Annotated in this window: 10 protein-coding genes and 3 pseudogenes; 5 read left to right on the top strand and 8 right to left on the bottom strand. The window is 68.9% G+C overall.

Features of this window, described 5'->3' with window-relative positions; genetic code table 11:
• Positions 1-4 precede the first annotated feature (4 nt).
• The 7 genes from OHA03_RS27740 to OHA03_RS27710 all read right to left on the bottom strand — a co-directional run bounded on the left by OHA03_RS27740 (position 5) and on the right by OHA03_RS27710 (position 8,301).
• Positions 5-1,537, bottom strand: a complete 1,533-nt coding sequence (locus OHA03_RS27740) for a glycoside hydrolase family 32 protein (RefSeq protein ID WP_267006456.1) — start codon at positions 1,535-1,537, stop codon at positions 5-7.
• Positions 1,534-2,586 carry an ATP-binding cassette domain-containing protein gene (locus tag OHA03_RS27735; RefSeq protein ID WP_267006455.1) on the bottom strand — a complete coding sequence of 351 codons (1,053 nt, stop codon included), beginning with the start codon at positions 2,584-2,586 and terminating at the stop codon, positions 1,534-1,536. Before OHA03_RS27735 ends, OHA03_RS27740 begins: the two co-directional genes overlap by 4 nt.
• The gene (locus tag OHA03_RS27730; protein ID WP_267006454.1) at positions 2,583-3,548 is read right to left on the bottom strand and encodes an ABC transporter ATP-binding protein; all 966 of its coding nucleotides are present in this window, start codon (positions 3,546-3,548) and stop codon (positions 2,583-2,585) included. Before OHA03_RS27730 ends, OHA03_RS27735 begins: the two co-directional genes overlap by 4 nt.
• 3 nt (positions 3,549-3,551) lie before the next feature.
• The gene (locus OHA03_RS27725; RefSeq protein WP_267006453.1) at positions 3,552-4,472 is read right to left on the bottom strand and encodes an ABC transporter permease; all 921 of its coding nucleotides are present in this window, start codon (positions 4,470-4,472) and stop codon (positions 3,552-3,554) included.
• Positions 4,473-4,486: 14 nt separating this feature from the next.
• Positions 4,487-5,464: an ABC transporter permease gene (locus OHA03_RS27720; protein WP_267006452.1), complete on the bottom strand. Its 978-nt coding sequence runs from the start codon at positions 5,462-5,464 to the stop codon at positions 4,487-4,489.
• 86 nt (positions 5,465-5,550) lie between these two features.
• Positions 5,551-7,233 carry an ABC transporter substrate-binding protein gene (locus OHA03_RS27715; protein ID WP_267006451.1) on the bottom strand — a complete coding sequence of 561 codons (1,683 nt, stop codon included), beginning with the start codon at positions 7,231-7,233 and terminating at the stop codon, positions 5,551-5,553.
• 75 nt (positions 7,234-7,308) lie between these two features.
• On the bottom strand, positions 7,309-8,301 hold the full coding sequence (locus OHA03_RS27710) for a LacI family DNA-binding transcriptional regulator (RefSeq protein WP_267008186.1): 993 nt from the start codon (positions 8,299-8,301) through the stop codon (positions 7,309-7,311).
• 228 nt (positions 8,302-8,529) lie between these two features.
• Here OHA03_RS27710 and OHA03_RS27705 point away from each other — a divergent pair.
• From OHA03_RS27705 to OHA03_RS27695, 3 genes and pseudogenes are all read left to right on the top strand, one after another.
• A pseudogene (locus tag OHA03_RS27705) lies at positions 8,530-8,844 on the top strand (PfkB family carbohydrate kinase); the annotation flags it as partial.
• A 223-nt stretch (positions 8,845-9,067) separates the two neighbouring features.
• Entirely contained in the window at positions 9,068-10,555 is a 1,488-nt protein-coding gene (locus OHA03_RS27700) for an IS4 family transposase (RefSeq protein ID WP_267006450.1), read from the top strand.
• A 31-nt stretch (positions 10,556-10,586) separates the two neighbouring features.
• Positions 10,587-11,267 (top strand): annotated as a pseudogene (locus OHA03_RS27695) (PfkB family carbohydrate kinase); the annotation flags it as partial.
• A 141-nt stretch (positions 11,268-11,408) separates the two neighbouring features.
• Here the strand turns inward: OHA03_RS27695 and OHA03_RS27690 are convergent.
• Complete coding sequence (locus tag OHA03_RS27690) at positions 11,409-11,540, bottom strand: hypothetical protein (protein WP_267006449.1); 132 nt, start codon at positions 11,538-11,540, stop codon at positions 11,409-11,411.
• Between the two features lie 409 nt (positions 11,541-11,949).
• On the opposite strand from OHA03_RS27690, the gene OHA03_RS27685 reads away from it, so the two are divergent.
• Entirely contained in the window at positions 11,950-12,126 is a 177-nt protein-coding gene (locus OHA03_RS27685; RefSeq protein ID WP_267006448.1) for a hypothetical protein, read from the top strand.
• Positions 12,127-12,167: 41 nt separating this feature from the next.
• Positions 12,168-12,380: pseudogene (locus OHA03_RS27680) on the top strand (response regulator transcription factor); the annotation flags it as partial.
• Positions 12,381-12,451 lie beyond the last annotated feature (71 nt).

Below are 12,451 nucleotides of genomic sequence, written 5' to 3'. Positions count from 1 at the left end.
ACCGTCACGGCCAGAGCGGCCGGGGTCCGTCAGTGAAGGCCGGCGCCATCTGCCAGGCGTCGAACCGCTCAAGGGTCACGTCGCCGTCGGCACCGATGCCGACGCCGACGGCTTCGTCGGGGCGGGTGGGGTAGATGCGGGCGGTCAGGGGCCGCCCGTTCGCGAAGATCTCCAGTGCGGAGTGGTCGACGAGGACGCGCAGGTCCACCCGGCCGTCGGTGCCCAACGGCAGGTCGCCGTACCTGGGTTCGGTGTCGACGGTCGGGTCGAGGCTGCTGTTCTCGCGGTGCAGACGGAGGGTGCCGTTCGTTCCGTCGTGGGCCCTGCTCACCTCCACGACCGTGCGTTCCGCGCCGTCCGGTGTTTCGCGGACCACGAGCCGGGCGGTGGCTCCGGGGGCGAGGCGCAGGGTCGTCTCGATGTCCAGCTGATCTCCGCGCACGGCGTGCAGCGGGGTGTACGCGTCAGTCAGCGGGCCCGGCGCCACCTCCACGCGTTCCCGCCGCAGCACGGTCAGTTCAGGTGCGGGGGCCTGGTGCAGGCTGCCGTCCGTGTCGAGCGTGTCGACCCTCGGCAGGGACATCACGCCGCACCAGCCGGCCTGTGCGTTCGCCTCGTCGGTCCGGCCCTCCTGGAGCCAGCCGAACATGATGCGTCGGCCGTGCTCGTCGCGGGTGGACTGGGGGGCGTAGAAGTAGCGTCCGCCGTAGTCGAGGCGGTGGAGGGCGGTGGGGGTGAAGGTGTCGCCCTGGTAGCTGCCGGTCCAGTACAGGGGGTGGTGGGTGGTGCCCTCGTCCCAGGCGGAGAAGACCAGCACGTCGGTGCTGCCGGCCTCCTCGTCCTCGCCGAGCCGGAAGAGGTCGACGCACTCCCACATCGTGCCGGTCCAGTCGAGCTCGCCCTGGTTCTGCGAGGCGTCGCCGGTCAGCAGGGGGCCGACGTAGCGCCAGCTGCGCAGGTCGTCGGATTCGTACAGGAAGGCCGTTCCGCCGACGCCCCGGATGCCCGAGCCCACCAGCTGGCGCCACACCTGGCCCTCCCGCCAGACGCAGTGGTCGCGGAAGGCCGTGATGTCGACGCCCTCGGGCGGGGCGGTGATGACCGGGTTGGCCTGATCTTTCGTCCAGTACCGCAGGTCGGCCGATCCCCTGGCCACGCAGGGGAGTTCGTGGGCTTCGTGCCTGCCCGAGTAGACGAGCGTCGGCACTCCCCCGTCGTCCACCAGGACACCGGACCAGCAGCCATCGCGGTCCGGGCCGTCCGAGCCTGGCACCAGGGCGACTGGCTCATCGGCCCAGTGCACGAGGTCGGTACTGGTGGCGTGGCCCCAGTGGATGCGGTGGTGGGCGGCGGCGAGCGGGTTGTACTGGTAGAAGAGGTGGTAGACGCCGTTCCAGTGGCTCAGCCCGTTGGGGTCGTTGAGCCAGCCGCCGGGCGAGGTGAAGTGGAAGCGGGGGCGGTGGGGGTCGCGCAGGGCGCGTTCGGCCAGCCCCTCGGCGACGGGAGTGCCGGAGGGGAGGGTGAGGTCGTGGGTCATGCGGCGATGGTCTCCGCTTTCTCGGTGTCGTCGGTGGCCTCGCCGTCCGGCCGGTCGGTGGCCTTCAGGACGCGGCGGGCGATGTCGGAGGCGGGTGCGCGCAGATGGCAGCGCACCCAGTGGGGCTGTCCGTCGTCTTCGCCGACGATGTGGCGGACGGGCTCGGTGCGGCTGCACGCGCCGTCGTCGCCGTAGGGGCAGGACGCGGGGTTGAGGATCGCCTCGCGGAGCCTGGCGCGCTCGACGGGGTCGTAGCTGCCGGCCCGTTCGGGGTCGGGTACGGCGGACAGCAGTAGGCGGGTGTACGGGTGGGCGGGGGCGTCCATGACGGCCAGTGCGTCTCCGCCCTCAACGAGTTCGCCGGCGAACATGACCATCGTGGTGTCCGCGAGGTAGCGGGCGGAGCCCAGGTCGTGCGTGATGTAGAGCATGGCGATGTTCCGCTCGTCGCGCAGGCGCCGCATCAGGTTGAGCACGCCGACGCGCACGGAGACATCCAGCATCGACGTCGGTTCGTCGGCCAGGATCAGGCGCGGCTCCACTGCCAACGCGCGAGCGATGGAGACGCGCTGACGCTGGCCGCCGGAGAGTTCGTGCGGGTAGGACTGGAGCATGTCCTCTGTCAGGCCGACCGTTGCCATCAGCTCGCACAGCGCCTCGCGGGTGGCGGAGCGGCCGTGCACGACGAGGGCCCGGGTGAGGAAGTGCTCGATGCGGTGGACCGGGTTGAGCGAGCCGAAGGGGTCCTGGAACACCATCTGGACCTTGCGGCGGTACGCCCGTGACACCCGGCGCCGCTCGGTGCGCAGGACGTCCTCGCCGTCGAGCAGCACCTGTCCGGCCGAGGGCTGTTCGAGGCGGGCGAGGCAGCGGGCGATGGTGGACTTGCCGCTGCCGGACTCGCCGACCAGGGCGGTGATCCGGCCGGCCGGGAGATCGAAGGACACGTCGTTGACGGCACGGACGCGGCGCCGGGAGAAGACGGTGCCGACCTGGAAGTCCTTGGTCAGGCCGCGTACGGAGAGCAGGGGTTCGGTCAGTTCGGTCATCGGGAGGCTCCTTCCGGACTGCGGGCCACACTGCGGGCCACCCAACGGCCGGGCGCGACCTCGCGCAGGTCGGGGATGGTCATGGAGCAGTCCGAGCGGTCCTCGGGACAGCGGACGTGGAAGCCACAGCTGTCGGCGGTGCGCGGGGCGTCGAACAGGCCGGTGAGTTCGCGGCGCGGGCCGGTCAGCGGCGGGAAGGCGTTCATCAGCGCCTCGGTGTACGGGTGGAGCGGCGCGGCGAACAGGTCCTTGGCGGCGGCGAGTTCCACGATCCGTCCGCCGTACATCACGCCCATGCGGTCCGACAGCTCGACCATCAGGGACATGTCGTGAGTGATGAAGAGGATGGAGAAGCCCAGCTCCCGCTGGAGGTCGCGGATCTGCGCCATGATCTCCTGCTGCACGACCACGTCGAGCGCGGTCGTCGGCTCGTCCATGATCAGCAGCCGGGGGCGGAGCGCGACGGCCATGGCGATGACCACGCGCTGGCGCATACCGCCGGACAGCTGGTGCGGGTACGCCTTCAGCCGCCCCGGGTCGATGCCCACCAGCTCCAGGAGCTCTCCCGCCCGCTCCCGCGCGACCCGCTTCTTCGGCTTCTCGTGGGTGGTGAAGATGTCGACGATCTGCTCGCCGATGGTCAGAACGGGGTTGAGGGAGTTCATCGCCGACTGGAAGACCATCGCGATCTCCCGCCATCGGAAGGCGCGCAGCTCACGTGCGTCCAGGGCGAGGACGTCCCGCCCCTGGAAGCGGATGCTGCCCGCGGTGATCTCCGCCGGGGGCTTCAGCAGCCGCATGACCGCGTTGGCGATGGTCGACTTGCCGCAGCCGGACTCTCCGGCGAGGCCGAAGATCTCTCCGGCGCTGATGGAGAAGGAGACGTCGTCGGCGCCGACCACGGTGCGTCCGTCGCCGCGGTATTCGACGCGCAGGCCGCTCAGTTCAAGTACGGGTTCCATGGCTCAGCCCCTCCTCTCGCGGCGGGCACGGCGGTTGCGCAGCCTCGGGTTGGTGATCTCGTCGACCGCATAGTTGACCAGCGCGAGCGCGAACGCGACGAGCGCGATGCACAGTCCGGAGGGGACGAAGGCCCACCAGGCGCCGGTCATCAACGCGCCGTCGTTGCTGGCCCAGTACAGGTTGGTACCCCAGCTGACGACGCTGCTGTCGCCGAGGCCAAGGAATTCCAGGCCGGCCTGGGCGCCGATGCCGAAGATCACGCAGCCGAGCAGCGTGGTCATCACCACGGACGCCATGTTGGGCAGGATCTCGCGGAACATGATCCGCAGCGGGCGCTCCCCGGTGACGACCGCGGCGGCCACGAAGTCCTTGCCCCGGATCGACTTGGCCTGCGCGCGCAGGACCCGGGCCGAGCCCGCCCAGCCGGTGACGACGAGGACCAGGATCACGGTGGAGGTCCCGGGCGGCAGGAACGCGGCCAGGATGATGAGCAGCGGCAGTCCGGGCAGCAGCAGGAAGATGTTGGTGACCAGGGTCAGCGCGTCGTCCACAATGCGGCCGAAGTAGGCGGCCGCGAGGCCGACGACGATGGCGACCGCGGTCGCCACCAGCCCCACGGTGAACCCGACGAAGAGCGAGCTGCGCGCGCCCCACAGGGTGAGGGCGAGCACGTCCTGTCCCTTGGCGGTCGTACCGAGCCAGTGTGCGGCCGAAGGGAACTGGCTGCCCGTGGAGTTGATGAGCGACGGTTCACCCGGGACGAGGACGGGAGCGAGCAGAGCAAGGAGAGCGAAGAGAGCGAGCAGCATCAGCCCGGTCATCGCCTTCTTGCTGTCGGTGAGCTGGCGTAGCAGTCCGCGCCGGCGGGAAGGGCGCGCGGGGACTGTCGGCGTGGTGGCCGTTGCGATTTCGATGGCGGTCATGTCGGCAGCCCCCTTCAGCGGACGCGGACGCGCGGGTCGAGGCGGACGTAGACGAGGTCGACGAGGAAGTTCGCGATCAGTACCGCCGCCGTGATCGTCAGGAAGATGCCCTGCATCAGCGGGTAGTCCAGGCCCTGGACGGCCATCAGCAGCTGATAGCCGATGCCGGGGTAGGCGAACACGACCTCGGTGAGCAGGGCGCCGCCGACGACGAAGCCGAGTGCCATGCCGAAGTTGGTAACGGAGGGGAGCAGGGCGTTGCGGGCGGCGTAGCGGAACATGATCCGCGAGGGGCTGAGCCCCTTGGCCTCGGCCATGGTGATGTAGTCCTCGGCCGTCGTGGCGATCATGGTGTTGCGCATGCCGAGCATCCAGCCGCCGATGGAGACCAGCACGATGGTCAATGCAGGCAGCACCAGGTGGGTGGCGACGTTGGAGAGGAATTCGCCGTTGAAGCCGGGGGTCAGGCCGACGTCGTAGGCGTGCCGCATCGGGAACCAGCCCAGACTCACCCCGAACAGGTACAGCGCGCCCATCGCCAGCCAGAAGTACGGGAAGGAGCCGACGAAGATCAGCAGGGGCGGGAAGGCGGAGTCGAGGACGCCGCCGCGCCGCCAGGCGGCGACGATGCCGAGCAGGTTGCCGAGCACGGCGGCGATGACGAGCGCGACGCCACCGAGGAGCAGGGTCCAGCCGATCTGCGAGCCGATCACGTCGGTGACCGGGGTGGGGAAGCGGGTGATGGAGATGCCGAGGTCGCCGGTGAAGACGCTCTTGACGTAGGAGACGTACTGCTCCCAGAGGGGGCGGTTGTCGAGGCCGAAGAGTTTGCGCAGCTGGGCTATCTGGTCGGGCTGCATGGTGCCCTGGGCCTGCGCGAACATCCGTGAGACCGGGTCGCCCGGCATGAAGCGCGGGAGAACGAAGTTCAGGGTGATGGAGGCCCAGAAGGCGAGCAGATAGAACCCCAGATTGCGCAGGATGAGACGCACGGGTCGTGCTCCTGTCGGTGGGGGTGTGGGAGGTCGGTGGCGGGGCGGCCGTCCGGGGAGGCGGACGGCCGTCGGTTCGCCGGGCGTCAGCCCTTGACGGGCTTCAGCGACGTGAGCACGAGGATCGTGCTGCCGTTGCGGTTGCCGAGGGTGGCGTACGGGTTCTCTTCGGTGGGCCAGCCGGTGAAGCGGGCGTCCGTGTACGCGCCCCACTCGGGGCCGGTGAACAGCGGGACGACGGGCGCGTCCTTGTTGTACAGCGCCTGCAGACCGTTCATCTGCTCGCGCTGCGCACTCTCGTCCGTGGCAGCGGCGAAGGCGTCGATGAGCTTGTCGGCCTTCTTGTCGCCGAAGCGGTGGTAGTTTTCCGTGGCCTGCTTGCCGACCGGCTGCACCATCTTGGTCGACATCACGCCGCGGAAGTACTCGTACGGCGTGGCGCCGTTGTTGCTCCACACGATGCCGGTGTCGAACGTGCCGGTGTTGTACGACGACGAGACCGCCGACCAGTCGGGCGTCTTCACGATGGCGGTGATGCCGACCTTCGCCAGGTCCTGCTTGATGATGTTGGCGACCGAGATCCAGTCGGAGGAGGCCGAGCCGACGGAGATGTCGAGCGTGAAGTTCTTGCCGTTCTTCAGCTTGCGCTTGCCGCCGCTCTCCTTGTAGCCGGCCGCATCCAGGGCCTTGGCCGCCGCGTCGGTGTCGTACTTCGTCCAGGTGCAGGAGGCGGCCAGCGACGTGTCACGCCACTTGTCGTAGGTGCGGGCCATACCCGTGCAGTCGGCGGGTTCGGCGTAGCCGTTCATCGCAACCTTGGTGACCTGGTCACGGTCTACCGCCATGCTGAGCGCCTTGCGCACGGCCGGGTCGTCGAAGGGGGCCTTGGTGGTGTTCAGCTGCCAGTTGATCATGGCACCGGTGGCCGGGAACCAGTAGTGGTTGTGCTTCTTGTCCTTGACGACGAAGGACTTCTCGATGTCCGGGATGAACGACTGCGTCCAGTCCACCTCGCCGTTGGTGAAGGCGATGTTGGCGCTGTCGTTGCCGGAGAAGGCCAGCATCTGGATGCCGGCGATCTGCTGCTTCGCCGGCTGCCAGTAGTCGGGGTTCTTGCGCAGCTCGTACGACTGACTCTGGAACTTCTCGACCTTGGTGTACGGGCCGGTGCCGACCGGGTTCGGGTTGGTGAACTTCGCCGGGTCCTTCACCTTGGACCAGATGTGCTTCGGCAGGATGTAGTGGCCGCTGATCTCGAAGAAGGCGGTCGAGAACGCCTTGTTGAAGGAGAACTTCACCGTGTGGGCGTCGACCGCGGTGACCTTGTCCAGGTAGTCGAAGCCGCCCAGCACCTTCTTCTGGAGCTCGAAGGTGTAGACGACGTCGTCGGCGGTGAGAGCCTGGCCGTCCGACCACTTGACGCCGTCGCGCAATGTGAAGGTGAGGGACTTGCCGTCCTTGGCCTGCTCCCACTTGGTGGCCAGCCACGGCGTGTCCTTGGCATCCGCCATGCTGTGCACCGCCAGCGGCTCGTAGACCGCCTGCAGGGTCATAGGGGCGGCCTGCGGGGAGAGCGGGTTGAAGTTGCGCGTGAACGTCGCCAGATCCTCGCGTGGGATGGTGAGCAGCTGGTCGCCGGAGGTGTCACCGGCGCCGGCAGTGCCCGAGCCACCCGTACAGGCGGACAGGACCAGGGCTGCGGCGGCGGTCGCGGTGACCGCTCTCAGGACGGCCCGGGGCCGCCGTGAAGGTATGCGGGAAGGTGCCATAATGGAGACTCTTTTCCTCTCTTCAACACACAGGGCGAAGACTGGGATGGGATTCCTCGGCGGGCTGATTAGCGGTCAGACCGACGAGCGTTCGAGCAGCGGGCAGTCGATCGTCACCCGGTGGGTGTCGAGCGGCTGCCCGGCTGCGAGAGCGGCGAGCATGTCAATGCCCTTGGTGCCCATGGCCTCGAAGGGCAGGGCGAGCGTCGTCAGCTTCGGCCGCAGATAGGCGGCGATGAGTTCCTGGTTGTCGAACCCCACCACGGCCACGTCGTGCGGGATGCGCATTCCACGTTCCTTGATCGCGTCGTACGCGCCCATCGCCATCCGGTCGTTTCCGCAGAACAGCGCGGTCGGCCGGTCGCCGGCCGGGCGGTCCAGCAGTTCGCAGGCGGCGGTATAGGCGCTGTCGGCGGTCGCCCAGCCGGGGACGACGAGGGAGGGGTCGGGGGTGATCCCGGCCTCGCGCAGGGCGCGTTCGTACCCTTCGCGCCTGCCGATGGCGGCCGGGATCGCCGGGTCGAGGTTGATGAACCCGATGCGGGTGTGACCGGCATCCAGGAGCCGGCGGGTCGCCTTGTATCCGCCCGACACCTCGTCGGGCAGGATGCACGGCAGCTCACCGTCCGCGTCGTAGCAGTTGACGAGCACCGTCGGCACCTCCCGGGCGGCCTTGGGGAGCGTGACGGCACGGTGCCAGGTCGTGGCGTACAGCAGCCCTTCCACCCGGTGCTCCAGCATCTGGTCGAGCGCGGCGGCCTCCTGGGCGGGATCGCCCTCGCTCGCGGCGATCAGCAGGAACCTCCGGTCACCCCAGGCGCGGCTCTGCGCACCCGTGATCACCTCCCCCGCGAACGGGCCGGTCACGATCTCGGTGATCAGCCCGAACCACCCGCTGCGGTTCGCGGCCAGCGCCCGCGCCCCGGCGTTGGGCCGGTAGCCGAGCTCGTCGATCGCCTCCAGGATCCGCCGACGGGTCTCGTCAGGGATGGAGGCACCGGGCTTGTCGTTCAGGACGAAGGAGACCGTGGTCCGCGAGACACCCGCATGGCGGGCCACATCGCTCATGGTCACGCGATGCGTCCTGTTCGTGGCCACTTCCAGTCCCTTTCGGCTAGCCGGAGACGAGACACCGCCTCCAGTTTCGCGCTTTAATAACGCGTGTTACTTCCTTGTGGCAGGGAAGTTACGTCCGTCTTGAGCGGCATGTCAATACCTGCGCAATGGGCTGCATCAGGCCACCGTCCCGGTGCCCTTCGCCACCCGCGCTCTTCCTGAGAGAGGCAGACAGTCACCATGGCCCGACCCCAGGCCCCCGTCAGTGTCACCGTCCTCGGCGAGTGCGTCGCCGACGCCTTCACCGACCCCGCCCGGTCCAGCTCCGATGAACTCGCACTGCGGGCCCTGCCCGGTGGCGGCCCCGCCAACACCGCCGTCGCTCTCGCCCGGCTCGGCACCCCCACCCGCTTCCTCGGCCGGTTCTCCCACGACGTCTTCGGCACCCTCTTCCGTACCCGCCTCAGCGCCTCCGGCGTCGATCTGACCGGCAGCGTGACCGCTCCCGAGCCCAGCACCCTCGCCGTCGCCGACCTCGACGACTCCGGCCAGGCCACCTCAATGCCGGTGAGTTAGCGCGTCGGTGCAGGTCAGGCACTTGATGGTGCGGGGTTTGGTTGGAAATATCCCCTGGTGACGTTGCGTGATCCGTCACTTCTGGTGACGTGTCGGCGGAGGCCGGGACACGGCAACGGAGTTCCCGGTAGGACAGAAGATCGACCAAGATCCGACTGTCCGCGAGGGAACTCCGTTGGGTACTCAGTGTGCCATCGTCCGCATGCCGTCTGCCATCACCGAGGGCAGCCAGGCCCCGTTGAACAGGCTGGTGACCCCCACGGACCGGCGCTTTGGCGAGCACGTCCGTCTCGGCGTGTTGACCGAGGAGATCAGCCCTGAACTGGTTGACGAGGTCGTGGAGTCGACCGGCTGCGGCGAGCGTCGCCGCCGGCTGTTGCCCGCCCGGGCGGTGGTCTACTTCATCCTGGCGTTGTGCCTGTTCAGCAGCTCCGACAGTGCCGGGCCGCCGGGATACCGGTCGGTCCTGCGCACGTTGACGGAGAAGCTGCGGCATCTGCCAGGCCTGTGTGTGCAGCGCTTGCCCACCAGCTCGGCCCTGACACGGGCCCGGCAGCGGCTGGGCGACAAGCCGCTGCAGGCGCTGTTCGAGCGGCGGTGCGGCACGCTGGCCACGACCGTCACTCCGGGCGCGTTCGCCTTCGGGCTGCGGCTGGTCGCCTGGGACGGCACCGCGCTGGATGTCCCCGACACCCCGGCAAACGCTGCTGAGTTCGGTTTCACCGGCAAGGGTGGTGTCAACCAGAGCGGACACCCACAGGTCCGCCTGATGGCCCTGACCGAATGCGGCACCCACGCCCTGGTCGACGCGGCCTTCGACGCCGTGGCCAGGTTCAGCGAGCACAAGCTCGCCCGCCGGCTGCTGGCCTCCCTGCGAGGGGACATGCTGCTGCTGGCCGACCGCAACTTCGCCGGATACCAGCTGTGGGGCCTGGCCCGCGCCACCGGCGCCCACCTGGCCTGGCGGATCAAGAAGAACCTGGTCTTCGTGCCGCTGCGGGTGCTGTCCGACGGGTCCTACCTGTCCATCATGCGCACGCCCGCGGAGAACATCCGCCACGGTCAGGCCCGCGCGGCCGGACGCACCCTGACCGAGCCGCCCCGGGGACACCTGGTACGGATCATCGAGTACACCGTGACCATCCACCCACAGGCCGGCCCACCCCGCACCGAGACGTTCCGGCTGGTCACCAGCCTGCTGGACCACCGCCTCGCCCCGGCCCACCAGCTGGCGAGGGCATATCACCAGCGGTGGGAGATCGAAAACGGATTCGCGGAACTCAAGAACCGCCTGCGCGGCGCCGGATTCATCCTGCGCTCCAAGGCGCCCGAGCTGATCTACCAGGAGATCTACGCCCTTCTCACCGTCTACCAGGCACTATGCGCACTGCAGACGCGCGCGGCAGAACACGGCGGGACCGATCCTGACCGGATCTCCTTCACCGTCACGGTGCAGCTCGCCCGGCTGACCGTCGCCGCCCAGGCCGCAGCCGACGTCACCACACTGGCCGCCGCCCGCCGCGAAGCCACCACAGAGCTCTTGGCCGCCCTCCTCCCGCCCCGGCGCAACCGGCAGTGCCAGCGCATCAAGAAGCCGTCCAAGAACACCTTCGAGGTCAGAAAACGGGACCAGACCCGCACTCCCAGTAACGTCCGCTACACACTCAAAGTCACCAACCACCCCACCTGACCTGCACAGACGCGCTAACTCACCGGCATTGCAGGCCACCTACACCTTCTACGCCGACAGCGCCGCCGACTGGCAGTGGACCACCGACGAACTCGCCGCCACCCAGCAGGACGACGCGGCCTGCCTGCACACGGGCTCCCTGGCACTCATACGCCAACCCGGCGGCACCCGCATCGAGGACCACCTCGCCCAGGCACGCGAGCACGTCACCGTGTCCATCGACCCCAACGTCCGCCCCCTGCTCGTACCCCCCGCCGCCTACCGCGAACGGCTCCCCCACTGGTGCGCCCTCGCCGACATCCTTCGCCTCAGCGAGGACGACCTCGCGCTGCTCCTGCCCGGTGCTGGCGCCGAGGAGGCGTGCGACACCTGGCACGCCGCCGGCGCGCGCCTCGTCGTCATCACCTTGGGCGGACGGGGCGCCCTCGCCTCCCTCGACGGTCTCCGCGTCACCGTCGCGGCCCCGGCCATCGACGTCGTCGACACCGTCGGCGCCGGGGACTCCTTCACCGCTGGCCTGCTCCACCGGCTCAACGCCCTCGGCCACCTCGGCGGCCGACTCGACGCACTGAGCCTCGAAGACCTGACCGACGCCTGCTCCTTCGCCGCTCGCGTCGCCGCCCTGACCTGCTCAGTCCCCGGCGCGAACCCGCCTCTGGCGGATGCAGTGGGGCTGAAAGCCGGGGTGGATGGGCTCCTGCCCCATGCCTGAACGCGGCATGCCCGTTCCCGCAGCCATGACTGCGGGAACGGGGGCGCCGAATCCAAACTCCCGGCACCCCGTACGCGCTGTTGCCGCGGCGTCGCCGGTGTTGCGAGGCCGGAGCGCCGGGGAGCCGAGCGGTGCTTGAAATCAGGCGCGGCTATCGGTGAGGTCGGCGAGGAGCGCGGTAATGACGGGGCCCGCAGCGGCCATGGCGACCGAGCCGGAGGCGAGCAACCACTGGACCGGGAAAGGACTTACGTCGCCTATCTGCCCGGACATGCCATGCGGATCGCAGTCCTCTGCCCAGGCTAGGAAAGCGCCACCATCCTGAGACAAAAGCACCCGTCCGCCGCGTGAGACGGTCCGGAGAACAACTGGTCAGCGCGATGCTCTCTGCCGCAAGTCGCGAGAACCTACACCTCCCCTGTAGGATCCGGGGCTCGATGCGCACTGTCGACGCTTGATACGCAGTGAATGCGCAAATCCGAGCTTGGCTGTGCAGTGACTCCGGACCGTAATTGCCGATGTCGGTCTCTTGTGATCTTTCGGGGCCGCATGCCCAGGCTGCTCCGTACGGTCCAGAGCATGGCGTGTGACGTTTCCGCAGGACGTCGTGCGCAGCTGCACCAGGCAACTGCTGGCCAGGGCAGGCGACGCGGCGATCTTCCCTTGGAGCCTGTGGTAAGGCGTGGCGCCCAACAACGGCGGCAACGTCTGCAAGTCGGTGATCCTGCGGTTCGGCCAACTGTGGATCAGGCCGAACGACCACGATCGGATGGCCGAGCACACCGTCGCCAGGATGACCAGGCGGCAGCGGCGTATCTGCGGGCACTTCGGTAGGCAGCCCGACCCCATGGACTGGTAGACCAACTGACCGGGCGCCCGGACGACCGGACAGCCGACGGGGATTCCCGGCTGGGCTCCCTCACCCACCGCGAACGAGAAATCCTGGTCGCCATCGGCAAGGGCTGGACCAACAGCGAGATCGCAGAAGGGCTCGTGTTGTCCGAGTCCACGGTGAAGAAACACGCCGGACGAGTCCTGGCGAAAGTCGACGCCAGGGACCGGATCCAGGCCGTGGTCCTCGCCTACGACCTCGGACTGGCCCGCCCCCCAGCCTGGGCTGATCACCAGCCGGCGCAGTCCAGGCAGTCGCCCAGCAACGCGAAGCCCCTACTCCTCCGTGGTGT

Source organism: Streptomyces sp. NBC_00154 (assembly GCF_026342835.1).
Lineage (GTDB): Bacteria > Actinomycetota > Actinomycetes > Streptomycetales > Streptomycetaceae > Streptomyces.
The sequence above is the reverse complement of the archived record's forward strand: the minus strand, read 5'-3'. Positions and strand labels throughout refer to the sequence as shown.